Source organism: Pseudoduganella sp. R-34 (genome assembly GCF_049904655.1).
Taxonomy (GTDB): Bacteria; Pseudomonadota; Gammaproteobacteria; order Burkholderiales; family Burkholderiaceae_D; genus Rugamonas.
The window spans coordinates 6361503-6384016 of sequence record NZ_CP184572.1 but is presented as its reverse complement, the minus strand read 5'-3'; the positions used below and the strand labels follow the sequence as shown (position 1 = coordinate 6384016).

General features: G+C 65.0%; 23 protein-coding genes and 1 riboswitch. Of the genes, 10 read left to right on the top strand and 13 right to left on the bottom strand.

Annotated elements, in window-relative coordinates; translation table 11 throughout:
* Positions 1-2 precede the first annotated feature (2 nt).
* Entirely contained in the window at positions 3-692 is a 690-nt protein-coding gene (locus ACN9MW_RS29420) for a DUF4197 domain-containing protein (protein ID WP_426165604.1), read from the top strand.
* Here ACN9MW_RS29420 and ACN9MW_RS29415 read toward each other — a convergent pair.
* The 3 genes from ACN9MW_RS29415 to ACN9MW_RS29405 form a co-directional block, all read right to left on the bottom strand.
* On the bottom strand, positions 685-918 hold the full coding sequence (locus tag ACN9MW_RS29415) for a hypothetical protein (protein WP_426165602.1): 234 nt from the start codon (positions 916-918) through the stop codon (positions 685-687). The two genes, ACN9MW_RS29420 and ACN9MW_RS29415, sit on opposite strands and share 8 nt — an antisense overlap.
* A gap of 61 nt (positions 919-979) precedes the next feature.
* Positions 980-1705 carry a hypothetical protein gene (locus ACN9MW_RS29410; RefSeq protein WP_426165600.1) on the bottom strand — a complete coding sequence of 242 codons (726 nt, stop codon included), beginning with the start codon at positions 1703-1705 and terminating at the stop codon, positions 980-982.
* Positions 1706-1808: 103 nt separating this feature from the next.
* Entirely contained in the window at positions 1809-2312 is a 504-nt protein-coding gene (locus ACN9MW_RS29405; RefSeq protein WP_426165598.1) for a hypothetical protein, read from the bottom strand.
* Positions 2313-2438: 126 nt separating this feature from the next.
* Between ACN9MW_RS29405 and trmB the strand changes: the two genes are divergently transcribed.
* Positions 2439-3119, top strand: a complete 681-nt coding sequence (gene trmB / locus ACN9MW_RS29400) for a tRNA (guanosine(46)-N7)-methyltransferase TrmB (RefSeq protein WP_426172332.1) — start codon at positions 2439-2441, stop codon at positions 3117-3119.
* A gap of 1 nt (position 3120) precedes the next feature.
* Here the strand turns inward: trmB and ACN9MW_RS29395 are convergent, their stop codons facing one another.
* The 3 genes from ACN9MW_RS29395 to ACN9MW_RS29385 form a co-directional block, all read right to left on the bottom strand.
* Entirely contained in the window at positions 3121-4017 is an 897-nt protein-coding gene (locus ACN9MW_RS29395; RefSeq protein WP_426165596.1) for a DMT family transporter, read from the bottom strand.
* Between the two features lie 62 nt (positions 4018-4079).
* Positions 4080-4268 carry a DUF1737 domain-containing protein gene (locus ACN9MW_RS29390; RefSeq protein WP_426165594.1) on the bottom strand — a complete coding sequence of 63 codons (189 nt, stop codon included), beginning with the start codon at positions 4266-4268 and terminating at the stop codon, positions 4080-4082.
* 91 nt (positions 4269-4359) lie between these two features.
* Positions 4360-4929 (bottom strand): PEP-CTERM sorting domain-containing protein, encoded by a 570-nt coding sequence (locus ACN9MW_RS29385; RefSeq protein WP_426165592.1) that lies wholly within the window; start codon positions 4927-4929, stop codon positions 4360-4362.
* A gap of 332 nt (positions 4930-5261) precedes the next feature.
* Between ACN9MW_RS29385 and ACN9MW_RS29380 the strand changes: the two genes are divergently transcribed.
* The 3 genes from ACN9MW_RS29380 (at position 5262) to ACN9MW_RS29370 (ending at position 9175) form a co-directional block, all read left to right on the top strand.
* Positions 5262-6137: a helix-turn-helix domain-containing protein gene (locus ACN9MW_RS29380; RefSeq protein ID WP_426172331.1), complete on the top strand. Its 876-nt coding sequence runs from the start codon at positions 5262-5264 to the stop codon at positions 6135-6137.
* A 122-nt stretch (positions 6138-6259) separates the two neighbouring features.
* A complete protein-coding gene (locus tag ACN9MW_RS29375; RefSeq protein ID WP_426165590.1) occupies positions 6260-7075 on the top strand; it encodes a hypothetical protein in 816 nt (271 codons plus the stop codon).
* 66 nt (positions 7076-7141) lie between these two features.
* Positions 7142-9175, top strand: coding sequence for a PEP-CTERM sorting domain-containing protein (locus ACN9MW_RS29370; RefSeq protein WP_426165588.1), 2034 nt, complete (start codon positions 7142-7144; stop codon positions 9173-9175).
* Here the strand turns inward: ACN9MW_RS29370 and recQ are convergent.
* The 3 genes from recQ to ACN9MW_RS29355 form a co-directional block, all read right to left on the bottom strand.
* Entirely contained in the window at positions 9150-10970 is a 1821-nt protein-coding gene (gene recQ, locus ACN9MW_RS29365; protein ID WP_426165586.1) for a DNA helicase RecQ, read from the bottom strand. The genes ACN9MW_RS29370 and recQ overlap by 26 nt on opposite strands.
* A 4-nt stretch (positions 10971-10974) precedes the next feature.
* On the bottom strand, positions 10975-11808 hold the full coding sequence (locus ACN9MW_RS29360) for an undecaprenyl-diphosphate phosphatase (RefSeq protein WP_426165584.1): 834 nt from the start codon (positions 11806-11808) through the stop codon (positions 10975-10977).
* Positions 11809-11943: 135 nt separating this feature from the next.
* Positions 11944-13086, bottom strand: coding sequence for an MFS transporter (locus ACN9MW_RS29355; protein WP_426165582.1), 1143 nt, complete (start codon positions 13084-13086; stop codon positions 11944-11946).
* A gap of 95 nt (positions 13087-13181) precedes the next feature.
* Between ACN9MW_RS29355 and ACN9MW_RS29350 the strand changes: the two genes are divergently transcribed.
* Entirely contained in the window at positions 13182-14135 is a 954-nt protein-coding gene (locus tag ACN9MW_RS29350) for a hypothetical protein (protein ID WP_426165580.1), read from the top strand.
* 4 nt (positions 14136-14139) lie between these two features.
* On the opposite strand, the gene ACN9MW_RS29345 is transcribed toward ACN9MW_RS29350, so the two are convergent.
* The 3 genes from ACN9MW_RS29345 to ACN9MW_RS29335 are packed head-to-tail and all read right to left on the bottom strand — an operon-like array spanning position 14140 to position 15002.
* Positions 14140-14400 carry a YkgJ family cysteine cluster protein gene (locus tag ACN9MW_RS29345; protein WP_426165578.1) on the bottom strand — a complete coding sequence of 87 codons (261 nt, stop codon included), beginning with the start codon at positions 14398-14400 and terminating at the stop codon, positions 14140-14142.
* A 14-nt stretch (positions 14401-14414) separates the two neighbouring features.
* On the bottom strand, positions 14415-14657 hold the full coding sequence (locus ACN9MW_RS29340) for a YkgJ family cysteine cluster protein (RefSeq protein WP_426172329.1): 243 nt from the start codon (positions 14655-14657) through the stop codon (positions 14415-14417).
* 39 nt (positions 14658-14696) lie between these two features.
* Positions 14697-15002, bottom strand: a complete 306-nt coding sequence (locus ACN9MW_RS29335; protein ID WP_426165576.1) for a hypothetical protein — start codon at positions 15000-15002, stop codon at positions 14697-14699.
* 150 nt (positions 15003-15152) lie between these two features.
* A riboswitch (cobalamin riboswitch) is annotated at positions 15153-15369 on the top strand.
* Between the two features lie 40 nt (positions 15370-15409).
* Here ACN9MW_RS29335 and ACN9MW_RS29330 point away from each other — a divergent pair.
* Genes ACN9MW_RS29330 through ACN9MW_RS29320 form a run of 3 tightly spaced genes read left to right on the top strand, consistent with a single transcriptional unit; the run spans position 15410 to position 20720 of the window.
* Positions 15410-19924, top strand: a complete 4515-nt coding sequence (locus tag ACN9MW_RS29330) for a cobaltochelatase subunit CobN (protein WP_426165574.1) — start codon at positions 15410-15412, stop codon at positions 19922-19924.
* Positions 19921-20364: a MotA/TolQ/ExbB proton channel family protein gene (locus ACN9MW_RS29325; RefSeq protein ID WP_426165572.1), complete on the top strand. Its 444-nt coding sequence runs from the start codon at positions 19921-19923 to the stop codon at positions 20362-20364. Before ACN9MW_RS29330 ends, ACN9MW_RS29325 begins: the two co-directional genes overlap by 4 nt.
* Positions 20361-20720 carry a hypothetical protein gene (locus tag ACN9MW_RS29320; protein ID WP_426165570.1) on the top strand — a complete coding sequence of 120 codons (360 nt, stop codon included), beginning with the start codon at positions 20361-20363 and terminating at the stop codon, positions 20718-20720. The genes ACN9MW_RS29325 and ACN9MW_RS29320 overlap by 4 nt, the downstream gene beginning before the upstream one ends.
* Here the strand turns inward: ACN9MW_RS29320 and ACN9MW_RS29315 are convergent.
* The gene (locus ACN9MW_RS29315; RefSeq protein ID WP_426165568.1) at positions 20717-21433 is read right to left on the bottom strand and encodes a FadR/GntR family transcriptional regulator; all 717 of its coding nucleotides are present in this window, start codon (positions 21431-21433) and stop codon (positions 20717-20719) included. The two genes, ACN9MW_RS29320 and ACN9MW_RS29315, sit on opposite strands and share 4 nt — an antisense overlap.
* 66 nt (positions 21434-21499) lie before the next feature.
* Between ACN9MW_RS29315 and ACN9MW_RS29310 the strand changes: the two genes are divergently transcribed.
* Positions 21500-22510: a proline racemase family protein gene (locus tag ACN9MW_RS29310; protein ID WP_426165566.1), complete on the top strand. Its 1011-nt coding sequence runs from the start codon at positions 21500-21502 to the stop codon at positions 22508-22510.
* Positions 22511-22514: the final 4 nt, after the last annotated feature.

Genomic DNA, 22514 nt, shown 5'->3' with positions numbered 1-22514 from the left:
ATATGACAACGATGAATCGTATCGCCGCCACGCTGGCCGGCCTGGTGCTGGCCGCCGGCGCACTGGCCAATCCCCTGGACGCCTTGACCGAGAAGGAGGCTGGCGGCGGCCTGAAAGCCGCGCTGGAAGCCGGTTCGGTGGCCGCCGTGGGCAAGCTTGGCGTCGAGGGCGGTTTCATGAACAACGATGCGGTGCGCATCAAGCTGCCGCGCGTGCTGGAAAAAGCCCGTCCGATCCTGGAAATGACCGGCCGCGGCGAACAGCTCGATGAGCTGGAAACCGCGATGAACCGCGCTGCCGAGCAAGCCGTGCCGCTGGCCAAGCCGCTGCTGGTGAATGCGGTCAAGTCGATGACGCTGAGCGACGCCAAGGCGATCCTGACCGGCGGCGACACCTCGGTCACCGATTTCTTCAAGGAGAAAACCGCAGCGCCGCTGGCGGTGAAATTCAAGCCGATCGTGAAGGGCGTGACCGACCGGTCCAAGCTGTCCGGCCAGTTCAACAGCGCGATGGCGCAGGCGACCAAGTTCGGCCTGGCCACTGAAGAGCAGGCGTCGGTGGAAAGCTACGTCACCCAGCGCGCGCTCGATGGCCTGTTCCTGATGATCGGGGAGGAAGAGAAGAAGATCCGCGAGAACCCGATCTCCTACGGCAGCAAGGCGATTTCCAAAGTCTTCGGCCTGCTCAAATAAGCGTCCGGCCGCGCGGGTTGCGCGCTTGCGCGGCTGAGTTCAGGATTTCAAGCTGTCCTGATTTGAAGGTTTGCTGGTGCTCGCCGTCGGCATCGTGCCAGCGGCACAGCACATCCTCGTCATCGTTCCGGCCCGTGCGGCCCGGCGTGGTGCGAATCACCAGCATCTTATGGTGCCAGCCGATCGGCCGCACCGCATCTCCCGCCTTTGCCCGTTCGCGTTCCATGGCTGCCTCCTGCAAGCTGCTGCAGCCATGATACGCCTGTCGGGCAAGGCGGGGCGCCCGGTCAGGAACCTACCAGTTGTACCGCATCCACATACAGGCGGTCGGTACTCAGGTTATTGGATTTGGTGATGCGCGCCGCCTTGGCCTTGTAGGGCGTCTTTTCGATCGGCTGCACAAACCAGGTGCGGGTGCCGCGCCGGTCGACCTTCACGGTGTTGATGCCGCTCCATACAGTATTCCATTTGCCGTCGGTGTCCTGCAGCTCAACCTTGGTGATGCCTTCCAGGCCGTAGCCATCGCTGATCGCTACGCGCAGTTGGGTGGCATTGACCGGATTCTGGAAGCCGACTTCGAGCGAATCGAAACCAACATCGCTGCCCTTGGTTGCAAAATTCTTGCCGTCGACCTTGCCGGTTGCGTTGGCCGGCTCGTAGCTGCTGCCGCCGTATTCGGACGTCGCGCTGGCGGTGCTGGCCCACTGCGCGTTGGTGTCGTTGATGTAGCCGTCTTCCATATTGGAGTAATCGAGCTTGGCCTGGCGCTTGGCCATTTCCTTCTGCTCGGTGCTCATGTTCTCCATGTCCATCTGCGGAGTTGCCAGGGGGGCATTGCCGGTGGCCGCAGTGCTGGCGGCAGGGGCGGCAGGCGCCGCAGGGGCTGGAGCCGGCGCGGCTGGTGCAGCGGCGGGCGCTGGGGTCGCTTCAGAGGTCGGTGCCGGCGCAGGCGCCTTCTTGGCGCAGGCTGCGAGCAGCAGGGCGGGTAACAGCAAGGCGTATTTTGTCTTCATGACGGCTCCCTTATTGATTATCAAAACAGCAAGCCGCCGATGATGTCACAAACCCGCGCTGCATTCAATCGTGCGCGGGGTTTAGTAAGTTACCAAGTGATATTTACGCAACATTCACGTCGAGCAGCACGGCATAGGCCAGGCGCTTGCCTTCGTACATCTGGCCGCCGCGGATCACGGCGTCGGTCGAGGTGAGCTGGCCGCTGATTTCCTGGCGCGCCAGCATGGCGCGGAAGGCCACGGCGTCTTTCGGGGCCAGGTAGCCGACCATCTCGCTGTTGAGGAAGACGGCGACCGCCTTGTCTTCATATGGGTTGTTGTCGTCCGCCAGCAGCAGCGCCTTGTGGCGGGCGTCGGCCGCGGCCTCGCCATGCTCGCCGGCCAGGGCGCGGATGGCGTCGGAATAGCGCGATTCGCCCAGCACTTCAAGCTGGAAGCGGCCTTCGTCGCTCCAGTGGTGCACCGGTTCGCCCTGCGGCAGCGGTGTGTAGGAACCGCCGGCCGGCTTGCCCGTTGGCGCAGGCGCGGCTTTCGGGCCGCCTTTCAGCAGGAAGTACAGCGTTACCAGTGCCAGGACGATGATCAGGATGTTCAGTGCGAGGGCCATTACTTGGGCTTCCTTAGGGACAAGACCCGCTATTATCGCAGGCCGGGCGGCAAAACCGGAATGGTATAATCGCCCCTTTTCCTTGCACGTTTAGCCATGTCTTCCGAATCCACGCCAAAGGGCAAAATGCTCTACGACCCGACCGAACACCGCATCCGCAGCTTCGTCACGCGCGCGGGACGCCTGTCTACGGCACAAGAGCGTGCGCTGAGCGATCTCGGTCCGCAATTCATGGTCGAGCACAAGAAAGAAGCGCTGGACTTCGAGAAGACTTTCGGCCGCAAGGCGCCGCTGATCCTGGAGATCGGCTTCGGCATGGGCGGCACCACCGCCCACATCGCCAAGCTGATGCCGGAGAAGGATTTCATCGGCGTGGAAGTGCACACCCCGGGCGTGGGCAGCCTGCTCAAGCTGATCGGCGAGGAAGGCCTGACCAACCTGCGCGTGATCCAGCACGATGCGGTGGAAGTATTGCGCGACATGATCCCGGCCGGTTCGCTGGCGGGCGTGCATATCTACTTCCCTGACCCATGGCACAAGGCGCGCCACAACAAGCGCCGCCTGATCCAGGCCCCATTCGTGAAAACCCTGTGCGAGCACCTGGCGCCGGGAGGCTATATCCACCTGGCGACCGACTGGGAAGATTACGCGGTGCAGATGCTGGAAGTGCTGAGCGCCGAGCCGGCGCTGCAGAACACCGCTGCAGGCTACGCGCCGCAGCCGGCCTACCGCCCGCTGACCAAGTTCGAAAACCGCGGCCTGAAACTGGGCCACGGCGTCTGGGACCTGGTATTCACCAAGAAATGATCTAGGCTGCCGCCGGCGCCTGTGCTTTGGCACGCGCCGGCATAAAGGCCAGCAAATTCCCCCCGATGACCAGCAGCAGCCCGGCCAGGGCCATGCTGCTCCACTGGTATCCCTCGAAGACGGTGGACACCGTCAGCGCCACCACGGGGAACAGCACCGTGCAGTAAGCCGCGCGGTCCGGACCGATTCTCCCCACCAGCAGCAGGTAAGCCGTGAAGGCAATCACCGATCCCGGCACGGCCAGGTAGAGCAATGCGCCGACATAGCGCGGGCTTGGGTCGAAGTTGAACGGCATGCCGAGCGCCAGCGCGCCAAGCGTCAGGATGGCGGCGCCGCACAGCATGGCCCAGGTGTTGGTCAGCCAGGGCTGCATGCCCAGCGCCTGCATGCGGCTCGAGAGCAGGTTGCCGGTCGAGAAGCACAGCGTGCCAAGCAGGGCCAGTCCCAGGCCGGCCAGCATGCCGGCATCGTTCCAGTGCCCCTGCATGGAAGGCAGGAACAGCAGCACGATGCCTGCCAGTCCCAGCACCGCGCCGCCCATGACTTGCGGCCGGATCGGCCGCTTCATGAAGAGACGGCCATTGATCGCATTCCAGATCGGCGCGGTCGAAAACACCACCGCCACCAGGCCGCTCGGCACCCACATCGTGGCGTAGTAAAAGCACAGGAAGTTACAGCAGAACAGCGCAAGCCCCTGCGCGAGCAGGTAGCGCCAGGCGGAACGCGGCGGCAGGACTTGCTGCCTGCGCGCGAGCAGGATCAGCATCAGCACCAGCGCCGCGATCCAGAAACGATAGGCGATCGACACCGGCGCTGCGACGACGCCGAGCTGGAATTTGATCGCGATCCAGGTGGTGCCCCAGATGAGCACCGTGGTGAGGTAGAGGGCAGTATTCATCGTCCTGCCAGTGTGCCGCTTGCCGCGCACCGGCAGTTGTCTGAACTTGCTGTTTGTTCCGGCTAAGACTTGGCCGTGGGCCAAAGGACGGCCTGGGCCACGATGACCGTCTCGCCGTTAAAGGTCAAGGAAGGCGAACCGTAAAGTTGATAGCCAAGTGCGAGCGCTTCGCTGACTCGCCGGCAAAACTTCGAATCGTCGGGGCCAGTCAGGACTCGGTAAATTGGCAGGTCGTCTGGAGGTGTATTCATGGGGCAGGCACTTCACTAGGCGGTAACAGTTCTGGTGCCAGGTATTATGAACCAGCGCGCGGAATGCCGCACGCTGGCTGGTTCTTCCTGCCTACTTCGAAGTGCGGCGGCGCGAAACGCCCAGTGCGGACAAGCCGAGGCCAAGCAGCATCAGCGTGCCCGGCACGGGCACTTGTTGCACAGGCGTGGTGTCGACGTTAATCTCGGAAAAGCCAAAGCCTTGCGTCCCGCCGTCCTGGTCGATATTGAAAACGACCGAGGTCACGTTGCCCATGCCGGCGATGGCCAGGGTGCCGGTGCCGGACAAGGTTTGCGTCGCGCCGTTGGAACCGCTCACCGTGATCGACGACGCGCCATCGGCATAGGCGGCGATATTGATGTTGACCAGGTTGAAGCTGGCCCCGAAGAAGTCGATGACCCAACTCACGTCGTCGGCGTTCTGGAAGCCGTTGTGGATGCCGATATCGCCGATAAACAAGGGATCGAAATGGTCGCCGGCACGCACCGTGCGGAGGCGAAAGCCGTCTTCCGTATAAGTGTCGACAACAGCCGAGCCATTGTTGTTGGCGAAGGCGCCGCTGGTCAGGTCAAGCTGGATCGGCGCTGCTTGTGCTGCGGAGATAGCGAGTGACAGGGCTGCCAGGCAAGCGAACTTCTTCATCGATAATTCCTTTCAAAACAGTAGGAAAGTTGACAGCATTGCTTCAAATGCAATAAGCAATTTTTATACCCTGCGCCAGCAAATAACTGATTCTTATCGATAAGTGGTTTCACGGCTGGTCGACGCTGTAAATTTTCCCGACACTAGCGGCGGCGAGCCCAGGTCCCCTTGTCTGATCTTGCGCAAATCGGAGGGGCGGCCGGCCGGATGGGAATGGCCGTGCTAGACTTTTCGGCGTGAAGCCACTGACTGGACAACTTGAGGATGCCGCTCCGCGCAAGCGCGTGGGGGCGGCGGCGCGCGCGGCGCTGGCGGGCAAGCCGGGCGATGCGATGTCGCACGCCGTGTTCCGCACCATGTCCGGCACCGATGCCACGCTGGAGCGTTTTGCGTGGCTGGGCGACGGGCTGGCGGCTGCGGTCTGGCATCGCAGCACGCCGGAGGCGTTCACCGAGTATCGCCAGCCGGGCCACCACACCTTGTCCTGCTACCTGGGCGGCGGCTACGAAGTCGAGCGCGAAGGCTTGCCGGGGCAGTATGGCGCGCCACAGCGCCTGTGCTCCCTGCCGGACTGGCACGAATCGGAGTGGGTGGTGCGCGGCCAGTTGCGCATGCTGCACGTGTACTTCATGCCGGAGCATTTCACGCAGCGCGCCGTGGCGGAGCTGGATCGCGAGCCGCGCGAACTCACCTTGCAGGACAAGACCTATTTCGAGAACCAGCGCCTGGTGCAACTATGCGGCGAGTTGCTGCAGCAGCCGTGGGACGACGCCGACCAGCTGCTGCGCGCCAATGAAATCACGCACGAGGCCTTGAGCGAGCTGCTGCAATCGCAATCGATGACCAGGCCTGGCCTGCGCTTGCGCGGAGGGCTGGCGCCGCTGGTGCGCCGCCGCTTGCACGAATACATCGAAACCCACTTCGACCAGAACATCACCCTCGGCATGCTGGCGCAACTGGCGTGCATGTCGGAATTCCATCTGGCCCGCATGTTCCGCATCAGCTTCGGCATGCCGCCGTCGGCCTGGATTGCAGCACGCCGCATCGAGCGTGCGCGCGGCCTGTTGCGCGCAGGGCGCCTGCCGCTGCAGCAAGTCGCCGAAGCGTGCGGCTACGCCGACCTTCGCCATTTCAGCCACCGTTTCAGCGAAGCCGTCGGGGCGCCGCCCGGCCGCTACCGCCAGCTTGTGAGCGGACTCAAGTCCTGACCCTATCGCTGTGCCGCGCACGATTAGAAGCTCAGCGCGCGCCGCTGACGGGGCAAGTCCACCATTGGCTCCTGTGCCTTGGCTGGAGGATGCCATGAAACCGGTTGCCCGATTGTGCGGTCTTGTCCTTGCCTAGCCATTACTCGCTGCTGCCCAGGCGCCGCGGCAGCGGACTGGAATGCCTGACGGACAGCAGCGAAGAAGCGATCCTCACCGATATGAATGACGCTGGCCAGCTGGTGGGATCATCCGGCGCCCAACCGATGATCTGGCAATCGGGACGGCAGCCCATCACATTCGACGCGGGCGTTCATGGCGGAACGGCGGTTTCCATCAATAACAAGGGCACGATTGTCGCGATGGCACGTGCAGTGGATGGTGAAAATGGTGACCAGGAGCAGGTTGTCGGCCTCTCGCGCGCAGGGGATCATGCCGGAGTCTGGCAGGACGGCGCTTATCACGATCTGCCCGATGCGGGCTATTCGTGGGCGCGCGACATCAACGACAAGGGCTGGGCGGCCGGCGGCAGCGGTAGCGATATTACCGAGGCCCATGGCACAATCTGGAAAGGCGAAGTGCTGGAGACCTACGGCCCCGGCTACGCCACCGCCATCAACAACGCAGGCGTGGCCGTCGGCTATTGGGAAGGCACGCAGCACGGCATGCTGTTTTCCGGTGGGCAGACATACGACCTGAACACGCTGTGGGACAGAAGCGGCTGGGACGGCTGGAGCTTTCGTTATACGGAAGATATCAACGATGCGGGCGAGATCGTGGCGATTGCCAGCAATGCGGCAACCTTCGCGCAGCAAGCGGCGCTGCTGTCGCCGGTGCCGGAGTTGGCGCCGGTCCTGATGCTGCTGGCCGGCCTGCTGCTGCTTGGCAGCTTGCATCGCGCTATGGCGCGCAACGCTATCGCGCCGTCGCGCACGATTTGAGCCGGCGCGCGCGCAGCCTGCCGCGTTGGCGCAGCATGGGCTCCTGCTTACCCACAGGAGATTGCCATGCCAAGGTTCCTTCGTTTGTTCTTTTCCGTGCTGGCGTTGCTGGCATGGTCCGCACACGTGCAGGGTGCACCCGCCTATAGTGCCTTCAAGTTCGATGGCCAGTTCACGCCGCAGATACTGAACGACCTGGGCCAGGTCGCCGGCGTCGGCCAGGACGGCAGGCCGGTCATCTGGAATCCCGATGGCTCGGTGCAGCAACTGGCTGGCAGTGTCAGCCAGCTCACCATCACCGGCTTCAATAATCGGGGCACGGTTGTCGGCAATGCGGTCATTCCGGGCTACAGCCTGCCGCAACCGGTCGCATGGCGCGACGGCGGGGCAGTGGAGCGCCTGCCATTCCAGGGTTTGGGCGGTTTCACGGCGGGCGTCAATAATCGCGGCGACATTATCGGCTACATGGCCGGCGCATCCGGTACGGGCTCGGGGCAGGTCGGCTTCGTCCAGTGGGGCGACGGCAGTACGCCTCAACTGTTCGACAACTACCTGCCGCAGATGATCAACGACCACGGCCTGGTTATTGGCCAGCTTGGCGGCGATTGGGGGCTTCGGGGCTGGCAGGATGGGGTGTTCGCGCAAGAGCCCTATAGCGGCCTGTTTGTCCGTGCGCTCAACAACGAAGGGCGCCTGGCGGGCATGCACGACAATTACCACGCCTTCTCGCTGATCGACAGGGAGGGGCAGCGCGACATCCGTGACCTGTGGTCCGGTTTTGCCCATGCCCTCAACGATACCGGCAGCGTCGTCGGCGAAACCGAGCTCAGCTTGCATGCCATGCTGTGGTTTGAAGACCGGGCGTATAACCTGGATCATTTGTGGAACGAAGCCGCGTATTCGGGCTGGACCTTGCTCAACGCGTGGGACATCAACAACGACGGGGCGATACTTGCCAGTGCCCTCGGCCCCCAGGGTGGCACCGCCACATTCCTGCTGTCGCCGGTGCCGGAGCCGCAAATTGCTACGCTGCTGCTGGCCGGGCTCGCGCTGCTGGCACTGCGCTGGCTGGCGCAAAGAAAGCTGGCGGCGCGCCTGGCGTCTTCTTCCTTGCTGGCGCTGCTTGCATGCAGCGCGTATGCGCAGGAAGCGCCGGCCTATCGGGCATTCAGGTTTGACGGCCAGTTTGCGCCGAAGTTCCTGAACGATGCCGGGCAGGTCGCGGGCCTCGGCCCGGACGGCAAACCGCTGATCTGGAACCGCGACGGTTCGCTGGTGCATTTGCCTAGTGTCGCCGGAGAATTGACACTCACCGGCTTCAATAACCAGGGAACGGTTATCGGGAACATTACAATCCCGGGCTTCACGCAGTCGCAGCCGGTCAGGTGGCGCAATGGCGGCGAAATGGAACTGCTGCAATTCGCGGGAATGGGCGGTTATGCGGCCGGCATCAACAACCGCGGCGATGTTGTCGGCTACCGCCTGCCGGGAACTTCCGGACCGATCGGCTTTATCCAATGGGGCGATGGCAGCGCACCGCAAGTGTTTGACGACTACGCCCCCTATTTGATCAACGATCTCGGCTACGTTATTGGAGGCCACACCGGCGAGTTTGGCGCCAGGAGCTGGTACAACGGCAACTTCGGCGATCATCACCTGGCTTATGACTTTTACCTCCTTGCCGTCAACAGCGAAGGACGGGTCGCCGGCTACCAGGAAAACGCCAGCGCATTCACCATGCTCGAACATGGCAGCAAATGGGATTATCAGGAACTGTGGTCCGATTATGCGTACGACATCAACGACGCGGGCAGCGTGGTAGGCGAAACCGATTACAGGCGCGCCATGCTTTGGTACCGGGACCGGCCCTACGTGCTGGACCATCTTTGGAACGAGACAGAGTACGCGGGATGGTTCCTGCAAGGCGCTTGGGACATCAATGCCAGCGGCCAGATCCTTGCCAGGGGCGTCAATGAGTGGGATACGCGAGGGACGTTCCTGCTGTCGCCGGTGCCGGAACCGACGCAAGGGGCGTTGCTGCTGGCAGGGCTGGCGCTGCTGGGAAGCCTGCGCCTCAAGCCAGGTCGGCGAGCAGCCTGACGATCTCGTCGCCGTAGGAAACCAGCTTCTTCTCGCCCACGCCGGAGATGCCGCGCATCTCGCCCAGCGTGGCAGGACGGACCTTGGCGATCTCGCGCAGGGTGGCGTCGTTGAAGATCACATAAGCCGGCACGCCATGTTCGCGTGCCGCGCCCATGCGCCACGAACGCAGGCGGTCGAAGAGGCGCTGCTCGTCGCCATCGAGGCTGGTTTCCTCGTAGCCCTTGGGGGCCGAGCTGCGTTTCTGCTTGACCGGCTTCTGGTACTGGCGCAGCTGCACTTTCTGGCCGCCTTTCAACACCGGGCGCGCGGCGTCGGTCAGCTTGAGCGAACTGAATTGCTCGTGGTCGACGGTGACCAGGCCCAGAGCGATGACCTGGCGCAGGATGGCGCGCCATTCCTGTTCGCTGCGGTCGGCGCCGATGCCGAACACGGACAGCTTATCGTGGTGCCAGGTCTGGATGCGTTCCGACTCGGCGCCGCGCAGCACGTCGATCACGTGGCCAGCGGCGAAGCGCTGGTCGCAGCGGTAGATGGCCGACAGCAGCTTCTGCACCGGCACCGTGCCATCGAAGGATACCGGCGGAATCAGGCAGGTGTCACAATTGCCGCAAGGCGTGGCCGGCTCGCCGAAGTATTCCAGCAGGCGCACGCGGCGGCAGCTCAGTGTCTCGCACAGGCCCAGCATGGAATCAAGCTTGGTCGACAGGACGCGCTTGAAATTCTCGTCGGCTTCCGACTCGTCGATCATGCGCCGCTGCAGCACCACGTCCTGCAGGCCGTAGGACATCCAGGCGCTGGCTGGCATGCCGTCGCGGCCGGCGCGGCCGGTTTCCTGGTAATAGCCTTCGATCGATTTCGGCAGGTCGAGGTGGCAGACGAAACGCACGTCCGGCTTGTCGATGCCCATGCCGAAGGCGATGGTGGCCACCATCACGATGTTCTCTTCGCGCAGGAAGCGCGCCTGGTTCCCGGCGCGCACCGTGTGCTCCATGCCGGCGTGGTAGGCCAGGGCGCGCACGCCGTGCTCGTTCAGGAACTCCGCCGTCTCCTCCACCTTCTTGCGCGACAGGCAGTAGACGATGCCGCAATCGCCGGCATGTTCGGCGGTGATGAAGTCCAGCAGCTGCTTGCGGCCGTTGGTCTTTTCAACGATCTGGTAGCGGATGTTCGGGCGGTCGAAAGACGACACGAATTGCGCCGCTTCGGTCAGCGCCAGGCGGTGGATGATTTCGGCGCGCGTCTGCTGGTCGGCGGTCGCAGTCAGCGCAATGCGCGGCACGTTCGGGAACTGCTCGTGCAGCACCGAGAGCTTGATGTATTCAGGACGGAAGTCGTGGCCCCATTGCGAAACGCAGTGCGCCTCGTCAATGGCGAACAGGGCGATCTGCGAATCCTGCAGCAGGTCGAAGCAGCGCTGGGTCAGCAGCCGTTCCGGCGCCACGTACAGCAGGTCGATCTGGCTTGTGCGCACCAGACGTTCGATGCGCGCCGCTTCCTCATACGTCTGGGTGGAGTTCAGGAAGGCCGCGCGCACGCCCACCTCGGCCAGCGCGTCGACCTGGTCCTGCATCAGCGCGATCAGCGGCGACACCACCACGCCCACGCCTTCGCGCAGCATGGCCGGGATCTGGTAGCACAGCGACTTGCCGCCGCCGGTCGGCATCAGCACCAGGGCATCGCCGCCGTTGCCGACATGCTCGACAATCTGCCCCTGCTGGCCGCGGAAGGCTGGGTAGCCGAAGACGGTCTGGAGCAGGTGCAGGGCGCGCTGGCTGGTGTCCTGGTCGGTCATGCTCTTATTCGGCCCAGGTGATGACGCCGGTATAGGCGGAAACAATCACCACGATGCCGAACACGATGCGGTACCAGGCGAAAGGGGTGAAGGTATGGCTGCTAATGTAGCGCAGCAGCCAGCGGATGCAGGCAAACGCCGACACGAAAGCCACCACGGCGCCGATGCTGAATAGCGGCAGGTCGCCGGCAGTCAGTTGGTCGCGCGCTTTCCACAGCGAGTAAAATGTCGCGGCCAGCAGGGTCGGGATCGCGAGGTAGAAGGAGAACTCGGTGGCCACCTTGCGCGACAGGCCGAACATCATGCCGCCAATGATGGTGGCGCCGGAGCGGCTGGTGCCGGGAATCAGGGCGAAGACCTGGGCGAAGCCGACCTTCAGCGCATCCAGTGTCGTCATGTCGTCCACCGACTGCACGCGCACGGCGACCGGGTTGTCCCTGGCGCGGCGCTCGACCCACAGGATGACCAGGCCGCCGATGATGAAGGCCAGCGCCACCGGCAGTGGCGCGAACAGCACCGCCTTGATCTTGTGTTCGAACAGGAAGCCCAGCCCCGCGGCCGGAAGGAAGCCGACTGCCACATTGAGCGCAAAGCGGCGCGCGCGCGCTTCGCGGAACATGCCGAACAACACTTCGCCTATCTTTTTGTGGAACTCCCAGATAACGGCAACCATGGCGCCGCCCTGGATGGCAATCTCGAACACTTTAGCCTTCTCGCCGGTGAAATTCAGCAGGCTGCCCGCCAGCACGAGGTGGCCGGTGGAAGAAATCGGCAGGAATTCGGTAAATCCTTCGACCAGACCCATGATCAGAGCCTTCAGCGCGAGAACGATATCCATTGTGATTTTGGTAAGTGTGTCGGTAGGCGAACGCGGGCGGGATGCTGCGCGGGCACGAAGCTTACCATGAGCGCGGCCCACCGATGCACTTGAGTCAAGGGTAGCGCCCTTGCCAAGGCGCCGGTTTGCGCTGCGTCAGGAGTGAACGCGTACCAGGCGGCTGCTGGCGGCGACCAGCAACAAGGCGCCGCCGAGGACGGCAAACGCCAGCTCCAGGCTGGTCAGGTGGGCCATGAAGCCGATCAGGGCTGGGCCGGCCAGGACGCCGGCGTAGCCGATGGTGGTGATGGCAGCGATCGCCAGGCTGGCGGGCATGGTGCGCTGGTTGCCGGCGGCAGTGAACAGGATGGGCACGATATTCGAAGCGCCCAGGCCGACCAGCACGAAGCCGGCCAGGGCCGCGGCCGGCGAAGGCGAGGCGACTGCCGTGAAGAAGCCGGCGGCGGCGCACAGGCCGCCCGCCAGCAGCACGCGGCGCCCGCCGAAACGGCGCACCACGCGGTCGCCCGTCAGGCGGCCGACGGTCATGGCGACGGCAAAGGCGGCATAACCGAGGCCGGCGCGGCCTTCCTGCAGGCCGCGTTCGGCGGTCAGGAACACGGCGCTCCAGTCCAGCATCGCGCCTTCGGCCAGGAAGACGATGAAGCACAGGACGCCGATAAAGATCACGGCGCCGTGCGGCATGACGAAGGTTGGCGTACTGCCGTCGCGCGCTTCCGGCTCGTGCAGCAAGTCGGGACTGGCGCGCCACAGCAGGATGGCGCTCACGGCGACGATAGCCAGGCACGCGCCCAGCGGGCCGCTGCCACGCCACAGCAACAGGGCCATGCCGCCGGCGCCGGCGAAGCCGCCAAGGCTGAACATGCCGTGGAAACCGGACATCAGCGCGCCGCCGCTGGCCTTTTCGACAATCACCGCCTGCACGTTCATCGCCACGTCCATGGTGCCGAGCGAGGCGCCGAACACAAACAGCGCCAGGCCAAGCAGCAGCGGGGTTGGCGCCAGCGCCAGGGCCGGCAGCGACAGGCAGACCACCAGCGCCGACCACAGCACCACCTTGCGGCAGCCAAAGCGCGCCGCCAGCGCGCCGGTCAGCGGCATCGCCAGCAGCGAGCCCAGGCCGAGGCAAAGCAGCAGCAACCCAAGCGGACCTTCCGCCAGTTGCAGGCGCTCCTTCGCGTACGGCACCAGCGGCGCCCAGGCAGACATGGCAAGGCCCGCAGTCAGGAAAGCCAGGCGGGTGGACAGGCGGTGGCGGTGGTCGATGGTTTGGTTCATGGCTGAAGATTCTAGCATGGAACCGTTTCCATTATGGTCCTTGAGCGTTGGCAGTCGATTATGATGTGCACTGCTCTTATCGCAAGGAACGAGGTATGGATCGGTTTCTGTGGACGCGTGGGAACGGGATTGACACGCTGGCCTTAGGCCGCTTGCGGGCGCATTTTCCAAAGCCGGCCGCTCCGATGGGCGAGGCCTGGTTCATGGGGGCCGAAAGGCGAATGTTCAGTGACTTGCTGGGAAACCTGGACGAGATTGCAGTGCGCGAACTGCAGGAATGTTTTGCTGAAATCGCCAGCGGTACCCGGTCATTCGGTCCGATGGAGGAATGGAAAACCTGGTACCACTACCTGCTTGCGGCGCTCCTGCCGCGCAGCCATGAGGCATGTTTTTCCTACCTGCTGGAATCGTTGATGACTGGGTTTATGGCCATTTACCCGAACGGCGTCTCTCGGGAGCCATACGAAGGCTTTCGGGAAGATGTGCTGCTAACCCTGGGACGGTGCATGATGGATGGCATGTGCTGGAACGGCACCGACATCGCTATCGGGAATATTCTGCGTCAATCAAACGACAACCCGAACCGTGTCTGGCTCTGGTGGGATGCCAGTGGAGATTTCTCCGCTTCGATGTTCTTCTGCCTGAAATATCTGCCTGAGTCTTTAGTCGAGCCTTGGCTGCGTTCCGTGTTCGATATCCCCTCACCGCACTGGCGCGCGCAGGTCGTCGTCTGGCTGGTTGGTGCGCATGGGATCCTGAACGACACAATGCGGTGGCCATCTGAATTTTCGCTGGAAGCCCGACCATACATCGGTTGGGAATGGAGTCATTGTCTCGAGGCCAGGCTGACGGTTGTAGACGACAGCGGCGCGCCGCCGGTAGCGGCGCTTGTCCCTGAGGCTGCCCGAACGGCAACGCTGGACGTGGTTCGATCGTACTTCAGCGAAGATCGATTCCTGGAATGGGTCACTTGCATTGCGACTGTTCCATATCTGGAAGCGGAACTGGCTGAAATTCCTTCGACATTCGCAACGCTCTACGTTCGCTAGCGGCTCACGGACAGGTTTCGCGTTCCAGCACCGCGAGCCACGTCATCGCCTGTTCCCGACTCTCGCCGCACATTTCGGCCGAAGGCTGCAGGCCGCCGCAGAAGGCCGGGCGTTCCGGCTTGCCGAAGATCTTGCAACGGTTATCGTCGCCCAATTGGACGCAGCGCACCCCGGCCGGTTTGCCGTTCGGCATTCCGGGAATCGGGGACGTAATCGAGGGCGCCGTGCAGCAGGCGCCACAGGCTGGGCGGCATTGGAAACTCATGGTGGGCCAGTATTTTACAGCTTCGGCCAACCCAGCCAGCGCATGGCCTGCTCGCGCGACTCACCGCACACTGCTTCGTCGGCCCTGAATTCCACGCACACGAGGGGGCGTTCGGGCAAGCCATACAGCTTGCAGCGCATGTGTGAATCGAGCTGGATGCAGGGCACGCCTGCCGGTTTGCCTTCAGGCATGCCGGGAATCGGGCTGGAGATCGCGGGCGCCGTACAGCAGGCGCCGCATTGTGGACGGCACGGGATCGGGGTGCGGTTCACAGCCGTGCGGGCGGCTTTGCCTTGCTAATGGATAACGTGGTGCGTGCGGCCGCCGAAGGCCTTGAGGGCGTCGGACAGCGACACTTCAATCTGTCCCAGGTGGGCGTCAGCCAGCACCCAGGGCTCGCCGTCCGCGGCATGGCGCTTGGCCACTTCACGTTCGACCATGGCCGCCATGCGCTCATGCAGCACTTGCTGGTAGCGCGGCGAATCCGGATTCCCAGCCTGGGCACGGGCATACATATCGGCCCCTTCCCAGAGTTCCTGGATGCGCTCATCCGCAAGTCCGGAGGCGGCTGCCAGGACTTGTAATGTTGTCTTGTTATGCATTTTTACTCTCCCAGACACGTTCTTTGACGCGTACTTAGCAGTAAATACCTAATTCTCACGAATTACCAATCATTTCTAAGAAGTGGATCTTTATAACAACAGTCGTTGCTCTTCTGGCTAGATTGTTGGCCAAGTGCAGTCTGTTAGAATGACGCACGTTATGTGATTGGTGCCTTCCTGCAAGCCTGCCGGGAGGTGAAACGGGAAGCCGGTGCCGCGCGGGATAGCCATCTTGCGCCAGTCCGGCGCAGCCCCCGCTGCTGTAAGCCGGACGAAGCTGACCAACGCCACTGTGCATCGCACGGGAAGGCCAGGCCAGCGGAGGAAGAAGGCGAGCCAGAAGACCGGCCGGTCACTTTTGATTGTGCGAAGCCCGGGGTGTGGTTTTGCGTGCTCGGAATCCTGCTGTGCCTACCACTACCTTTGCCCGGACCATTGTGGTCCTGCTATGTGCGTTCGCTTGCGCGCGTGCCAACGCCGCCGTGCTGTTTGCCATCGTGACCGAACGCGCTGCGCCTGTCGCCATCGAGGCGGCCCATCGCCACCTGGCCGGCCATCCCCAGGACCGTATCGTGTTGCGCACGCCCGCGCAATGGATGGCGGCCGACGACAAGCAAGCCGCCCAGTGGCTGGCGCAGGCGGACAGCATCCTGGCCGTATCGCTGTTCGGCGACCCGGCCCGGCGCCTGAAGGAATTCTTGCCGCGCCATGCCCGCCCGCAGGCCAGCGTGCTGGCCATGAATGGCGAGGCCACGCTTAGCCTGCTGTCGCGCGGACGGCAGGGCAGCTTGCAGGGCTTTTCGCCTGAAACGCTGCGCCAGCTCTCGACCGAGCAGCCGCCGGAAGCGGCACTGCAGGCAGCCAGGGCGCGACCGGCGGCAGGCCAGTGGCTGGCTGCGCGCCAGGTCTGGCAGGCCGGTGGCCGCGACAACACGGCAGCGCTGCTTGCGCACCTGCTCGACCCCTCGCGCGCCCTGGCCGAGCCGCAGCCGGAACCGACGCTGCGCCTGCGCGCCGGCCAGCGCGAACTGCACGACGCGGCGGCATGGGGCAGGGCGGCGCAGCTAGGCCTGCAGGCGCGTCCTACCGTGGTAGTGCTGGACCTGTCGAACATGGATGGCACGGTGCCCGATGCCGTCTGCAAGCAAGTCGAACGCATTGGCCAGCAATGCGTGCAGGTGCTGCCGCGCTGGGGCGGCGCCTCGCGCGAGGCGCTTGAGCGCTTGCCGGAACTGATTGCGCCTGCCGTGCCGGCCGCCATGGTGGTGCTGCAGGACTTTGTGGTGGGCGCCGCCGAAGGGCGCGAAGCCGTCAGCGAGGCATTCAAGAAGCTCGATATCCCGCTGTTCAAGGCGATCCGGCTGTCCGACCGCACCGCCATGCAATGGCGCTTGTCGCCGGACGGCTTGCCGCCTGATTCGGTGCAGTACCGCGTGGCGCTACCCGAGCTGCAGGGCATCGGCCAGCCCATCGTGGTGGCGGCACTGGGCGAGCCGCAGCGCGACAAGCTGACCGGCATCGAGAATCGCCCGCCGGTAGTACTGGCGGCGGAAGCGGAGCGCCTGGCTGCGCGCGTCGAGCGCTGGCTGGCCTTGCGCGCCAAATCCAACCGCGACAAGCGCGTGGCGCTGGTGTACTACAATCACCCGCCGGGCCGCCAGAACATCGGCGCCGACAACCTTGATGTGCCGGCTTCGCTGTTCGACATGCTGCACGCCCTGAAGGACGCCGGCTACACGGTCGGCGAATTGCCGGCCACGCCGGAAGCGCTGCTTGACCGCATCATGGCGCACGGCGTCAACCTGCCTGAGGACCGCGGCGCCTTGCGTGAACTGGCGGGCTCCGTGAACAGCGTCAGCGCCGCCGATTATGCGAAGTGGTTCGCGACGCTGTCGCCGCGCGTGCAGGGAGAAATGACCAGCGGCCTGCTGGGCCGCTTGCACGCCGACGTGCTGGAAGCGGAAGCTGCCGGCGAATGGGCACTCGGCCGCAAGCAGGCGGAAGTCGTGATCAAGGAACTGCAGCACCTGGTGGAGGGCGCCGATCATCCGCAGCGCGAGGCGGCGATCCGCGACCTGGCTGCGCTGTCCGATGGCTATGCGGGCTGCCTGCAGGCGAAGGCGCCGCGCCGCTGCGCTGCGCTGGAGCCGCTGCGACGCCGGGTCGCGTCCTACGGCATCGAGGGCTTGAAGGGCTGGGGGCCTGCACCGGGCAAGATCATGGTCGACAGCGGCAAGCTGCTGGTGCCGGGCATCCAGTTCGGCAACGTGTTCATCGGACCACAGCCGCCGCGCGGCTGGGAAGTGGACGAAGAGCTGCTGCATGCGAATACCAGCGTGCCGCCCCCGCACCAGTACCTGGCCTTCTACCACTGGCTGCGCGACCGCTTCAAGGCCGATGCGCTGGTGCATATCGGCCGCCACTCGACCTATGAGTTCTTGCCGGGGAAGGCGGTCGGACTTTCGGCCGACGACTTTCCCAGCCTGATCGCGGGCGACCTGCCCGGCATCTATCCCTATATCGTGGACGGCGTCGGCGAAGGCACGCAGGCCAAGCGGCGCGGCCTGGCGGTGATGGTTGACCACCTGACGCCGCCGCTGGCGTCCACGCCGCTGTACGACGAACTGCTGTCGCTGCGCCAGATTGTGGAGAGCTACGAGGCAGCCAGCTCCGACACGCTGAAGGCCAAGGCGGCGCAGCTGATGCGCGAGCGCGTTGTGGCCCTGAACCTGAAGGCGGAACTGGAAGCGTCGATGGCCGACGTGCTGGCCGTGCGCGGCATCGGCTTCGACGCGGCCGACGACGACCTGCTGGCGCACGAAGTGGGCCACTACCTGACAAAGCTGCAGGAAAAGTTCATGCCGCACGGCCTGCACATCTTCGGGCGTCCGTGGAAGCGGGACTCCATCGACCTGATGCTGGAATCGATGAAGAAGGGCGGCATCGACGATCCTGAGGTTGCGCGCAAGCTGGCTGCGTCGCCGCTCAATGAAATGCGCGCGCTGCTGGCGGGCCTGGATGGCCGCTTCATCGAACCGGGCAAGGGCAACGATCCCCTGCGCTCGCCGGAAGCGCTGCCGACCGGCCGCAATTTCCATGCGGTCGATGGCGATATCCTGCCGACCAGAATCGGCTACCAGATGGGCTCCAGCCTGGCGGCCAAGGCTGCGGCGCGTGAGCATTCCGATGCGGGCAGCGAAGGCATCCTGCTGTGGGCATCCGATGCGGTGCGCGATGAAGGCGTGATGGTGGCGTTCGCGCTGGCGATGATGGGCGCCGAGCCGGTATGGAATGCGCGCGGCATCGTCAACGATGTGCGGCTGGTGCCGGGCGCAGTGCGGCGCGATGCGCTGGTGACCACGTCCGGCCTGTTTCGCGACCTGTACCCGAACCTGATTCGCCTGATCGACCGCGCCGGTCGAATGTCATTGGCCGCCTCCGCTGCGGGCATCGCCGAGCAGGAGCCTGCATTGCGCGAGGCACTGGAGGCTGCGCTGGCGCCGCTGGGCAGCAGCGCAGGCGCCGGCAGCGGCAGCACCGGCGCCAGTGCCAGCGCTGCATGGGGCCGCGAGCCGACAGCGAACAACCGCGTGGCGCGTGAATGGCTGGTGCGCGTGCGCGCGCTGCAAGCGGGCGGCATGCCGCTGGCCGATGCCGGCCGCGCCGCCGCCCAGCGCATCTTCGGTGACGCTCCTGGCGCTTACGGCGCCGGCGTCAACCGCCTAACCGAGCGTTCCGGCGCCTGGCGCGAGCGCGACGAGATCGGCAAGGCTTACCGCAACCGCATGGGGCATGCCTACGGCCTCGATGCGAGCGGCGAGGCAAACCATGCCGCCTTTGACGTGGCGTTGGACGGCATCACGCGCACCTACCACGGCCGCGCCAGCAACCTGTACGGCCTGCTCGATAACAATGACGCCTTCGATTACCTGGGCGGCCTGTCGCTGGCCGTCGAGAGCCGCACCGGCCGCGTGCCGGAAGCGCTGATCCTGCAGCACGCACAGCCGGGGCGCGCCGACGTTGAGCCGCTGGCTTCCACCATGCTGGGCGAACTGCGCGGCCGCTTCCTCAACCCGGCGTGGATCAAGCCCCTGATGGGGCATGGTTATGCCGGCGCCCGCACCATGGGGCAGGAGTTCCTGGAGAACCTGTGGGGCTGGCAGGTCACGCGGCCGGACCTGGTGAAGAACTGGGCCTGGGATGAAGTGAAGTCGGTCTACTTCGACGATGCGCATAAGCTCGGCCTGCCGCAATTCCTCGGCCAGCGCCACAACGCGCACGCCAAGGCGCATATGCTGGCAATCTTCATGGTGGCGGCCGAGAAGGGTTACTGGAAAACCGACGATGCCACCGTCAAGAAAATGGGCGGCGAACTGGCCCGCCTGGTTGCCAGCAACGGCTTGCCGGGCAGCGGCCACACTGCACCTGACCACCCGATGTGGCAATGGCTGTCGCCGCAGCTCGATCCGGCCGACGCGCAAGCTTTGGCCAGCACCCTCGCCAAGGCGCGCGGCGATGCGCTGGCTGCCGAGGCGTACGCCACTGCCGTTCCGGCCGGCGCCAACGCTGCCGCCGGCGCGCAACCCGGCTCTGCGCCAGCCAGCGCCGCTGCCTCGCAAGCGGAAGCCGCGTCCGAGGCAGCTGCGCGCAACAGCGCTGCGCCCGACGCAGCCCGCCCGGCGCAGCAACGGCGCACCACGCACGACGCCGCCGAAATGGGCGCCGTTGCGCGCGCAAACGCCCAGTCGGCGCAGCCGCGTGCCTACGAGTTGCGCGATCTTGCCGAACCCACGCAATCCCCCGCCGAGCGCGCCATGCACCTGCTTGCCCTGTTGGCCGCCCTGGCCGCCGGCCTGGCCCTGTTTGCGCTGGGCGTGCATCGCGGCATCCAGACACCCATCCTCAAAGGAGCACACCAATGATCGACAACCAAACCTACGCCTGGCTGCACGACGGCGTCAGCTACCTCCTCGCGCCGGCGCTGCTGGCCCTCCTCGTCGCGTGCGCCATTGCGGCAGTGGAAGCAGGCATCGCCGCCGGCGAACGTTTCAGCGGATTGAAAAAGCTCCGCGCAGCCGGCAACGCCGCCCACATCCAGGCCCTTGCCCGCCATCGCCTTGAGCGCGCCGACCTGCTGGCCCGCATCCCCCCGATGCTGGGCCTGATGGCCACCATCATCCCGCTTGGCCCAGGCCTGGCAGCCCTTGGACAGGGCAACCCTGCGCAACTGGCCAGCGCCGTGACGGTTGCTTTCGACGCCACAGTCCTCGGGCTGGTTGCCGGCATTGCCGGCCTGGTGATCGGCAAGCTGCGCCGCCGCTGGTACGAAGAAACGCTCGACGCCATGGAGCACGCGGCATGAGGGACCAGTTCCAATCCCCCGGCAATGCCGCCATCCCGGCCCGCAAGCGCCTGCGCCTGTACCGGCACCTCGACTCCCGCTTCGACGACAGCGACGAAGACCCGCGCGCCAGCCTGGTCAACCTGGTCGACGTGATGCTGGTGTTTGCCTGCGGCCTGATCGCAGCCGTCGCCGGCAGCCAGGGCGCGCTCCAGCACAAGCCGGTGGAGAAGGGCCGCCAGATCGAGCGCCCCGCCGACGGCGTGACGCAAGCCGGCAGCGGCTACGACCGCGTCGGCGAAGTATTCCGCGACCCCAAGACCGGCCAACTGGTGCTGATCGAACCCGCAAAGACCGAAGCGGCCCCGCGCCCTTAAGCGTAGGTAAGGATGTCCTTCTGCACGCGTTCCAGGTGCTGGCGCACATAAAAGCGCGCCGCCTCCTGGTTGCCGCTGGCGATGGCTTCGTAGATCAGCCGGTGTTCGTAGACGTACAGCCGGGCGCGGGCCGGATCGTGGATGCCGGCATCGCGCAGTTGGCGCCATAGCGGCTCATCGACCGCGCCCGCGACGACGCCGGCGATGGCGATCATGACCGGGTTGCCGCTCATCGCGGCAATGCGCTGGTGGAACTGGCGGTCGAGTTCATTCCATTGCTGGCGCGCGCCGGCATCGGCCCAGTCGCTGATGGCCTCCATCTGGTCCAGCAAAGTTTCCATTTCCCGATCGCGCTTGCCCACTGCCGCCGCGAATTCGGCGATCAGCGGTTCGATGGCCAGGCGCGCGGCCAAGGTTGCGCTTGGGCTGGTATCGGCCGCCAGCGGCGCGCCGGCCGCGCGGATCGCGTCCAGCGCACCCGGCAGCACATAGGTGCCGGAATTGGGCCGGGTTTCGAGGATGCCGCGGTTGACCAGCGCCGCAATCGCCTCGCGCACCGTGGCGCGGCCAACGCCCAGCGCGAGCGAAAGGCTGCGTTCCGCCGGCAGGCGCGTACCCGTTGCATATTCCCCGGCCAGCACCATGCCCTGGAGGCGGTCGGCGACGATCTCGTACAGTTGCGGCGCCTGCAGGGCGGAAGCGAGTTTGTTCATTTTGGTCTTTTTAATAATCCAATGTGGTTATAATTTGAACCAATTTTACCAAGCCTGCTGCCAACCATGCTGACCTTTTCCCGTACGATCCACACTATCGACGCCCACACCGGCGGCGAGCCGCTGCGCATCCTGATGAATGGCTTGCCCGCCATTCCCGGCGCGACCATCCTCGAGAAAAGGGCGTGGTTGAAGGAGCACCGCGACGATCTGCGGCGCTTCCTGATGAATGAACCGCGCGGCCATGCCGACATGTACGGCGCCTACCTGCTGCCGCCTCTCACGGCGGACGCGGATTTCGGCGTCGTCTTCATCCACAATGAAGGCTATAGCGATATGTGCGGCCACGGCATCATCGCCCTCGGCAAGGTGCTGGTGGAAATGGGGCACGTCGAGCGCCAAAGCCCGGTCACCCGCATTGGTTTCGATACGCCGGCCGGCTGCATCGAAGCGCGCGTGGCATGGGACGGCCAGCGGGCAGGGGAGGTGACCTTCAGGAATGTGCCTGCCTTCATCCTGGCGCGCGACCTCGAAGTGGAAACGCCGGGCTTCGGCCGAATCACCGGCGACATCGTGTTCGGTGGCGCTTTCTACTACTACATCAACGGCGCGCAAGCGGGCCTGGAAGTGCGGCCGGAACAGGTGCGCGCGCTGATCCAGCTCGGCGCGGAAACCAAGGCGGCCGTCATCGCCAAGACGCGCATTCGCCATCCCCTCGAGCCGGGCCTGGACCAGCTGTACGGCACCATCATCGACGGCGCACCGAACCGCCCCGGCGTCGACCAGTCGAACGTCTGCATCTTTGCCGACCGCGAGGTGGACCGCTCGCCCACCGGCACCGGCACCTCCGGCCGAGCGGCCCAGTTGTTCCTGCGCGGCCAACTGCCGCTGGGACAGCCCTATGTGAACGGCAGCATCGTCGGCAGCGCCTTCACCGTGCGTGTGACCGAAAAGGTGCAGGTGGGCGATTTCGACGGCGCCATCACGGAGGTCACGGGCAGCGCCCATATCAGCAGCTTCAACCAATGGGTGCTGGAAGACGCCGACCCGTTCCCGACCGGCTTCTTCTTCCGCTGACGCC

Excerpts from the sequence above, each read along its gene's own strand:
- ACN9MW_RS29420 (WP_426165604.1), top strand. The coding sequence starts at position 3 with ATGACAACGATGAATCGTATCGCCGCCACGCTGGCCGGCCTGGTGCTG.
- ACN9MW_RS29415 (WP_426165602.1), bottom strand. The coding sequence starts at position 918 with ATGGAACGCGAACGGGCAAAGGCGGGAGATGCGGTGCGGCCGATCGGC.
- ACN9MW_RS29410 (WP_426165600.1), bottom strand. The coding sequence starts at position 1,705 with ATGAAGACAAAATACGCCTTGCTGTTACCCGCCCTGCTGCTCGCAGCC.
- ACN9MW_RS29405 (WP_426165598.1), bottom strand. The coding sequence starts at position 2,312 with ATGGCCCTCGCACTGAACATCCTGATCATCGTCCTGGCACTGGTAACG.
- trmB (WP_426172332.1), top strand. The coding sequence starts at position 2,439 with ATGCTCTACGACCCGACCGAACACCGCATCCGCAGCTTCGTCACGCGC.
- ACN9MW_RS29395 (WP_426165596.1), bottom strand. The coding sequence starts at position 4,017 with ATGAATACTGCCCTCTACCTCACCACGGTGCTCATCTGGGGCACCACC.
- ACN9MW_RS29390 (WP_426165594.1), bottom strand. The coding sequence starts at position 4,268 with ATGAATACACCTCCAGACGACCTGCCAATTTACCGAGTCCTGACTGGC.
- ACN9MW_RS29385 (WP_426165592.1), bottom strand. The coding sequence starts at position 4,929 with ATGAAGAAGTTCGCTTGCCTGGCAGCCCTGTCACTCGCTATCTCCGCA.
- ACN9MW_RS29380 (WP_426172331.1), top strand. The coding sequence starts at position 5,262 with ATGTCGCACGCCGTGTTCCGCACCATGTCCGGCACCGATGCCACGCTG.
- ACN9MW_RS29370 (WP_426165588.1), top strand. The coding sequence starts at position 7,142 with ATGCCAAGGTTCCTTCGTTTGTTCTTTTCCGTGCTGGCGTTGCTGGCA.
- recQ (WP_426165586.1), bottom strand. The coding sequence starts at position 10,970 with ATGACCGACCAGGACACCAGCCAGCGCGCCCTGCACCTGCTCCAGACC.
- ACN9MW_RS29360 (WP_426165584.1), bottom strand. The coding sequence starts at position 11,808 with ATGGATATCGTTCTCGCGCTGAAGGCTCTGATCATGGGTCTGGTCGAA.
- ACN9MW_RS29355 (WP_426165582.1), bottom strand. The coding sequence starts at position 13,086 with ATGAACCAAACCATCGACCACCGCCACCGCCTGTCCACCCGCCTGGCT.
- ACN9MW_RS29350 (WP_426165580.1), top strand. The coding sequence starts at position 13,182 with ATGGATCGGTTTCTGTGGACGCGTGGGAACGGGATTGACACGCTGGCC.
- ACN9MW_RS29345 (WP_426165578.1), bottom strand. The coding sequence starts at position 14,400 with ATGAGTTTCCAATGCCGCCCAGCCTGTGGCGCCTGCTGCACGGCGCCC.
- ACN9MW_RS29335 (WP_426165576.1), bottom strand. The coding sequence starts at position 15,002 with ATGCATAACAAGACAACATTACAAGTCCTGGCAGCCGCCTCCGGACTT.
- ACN9MW_RS29325 (WP_426165572.1), top strand. The coding sequence starts at position 19,921 with ATGATCGACAACCAAACCTACGCCTGGCTGCACGACGGCGTCAGCTAC.
- ACN9MW_RS29320 (WP_426165570.1), top strand. The coding sequence starts at position 20,361 with ATGAGGGACCAGTTCCAATCCCCCGGCAATGCCGCCATCCCGGCCCGC.
- ACN9MW_RS29315 (WP_426165568.1), bottom strand. The coding sequence starts at position 21,433 with ATGAACAAACTCGCTTCCGCCCTGCAGGCGCCGCAACTGTACGAGATC.
- ACN9MW_RS29310 (WP_426165566.1), top strand. The coding sequence starts at position 21,500 with ATGCTGACCTTTTCCCGTACGATCCACACTATCGACGCCCACACCGGC.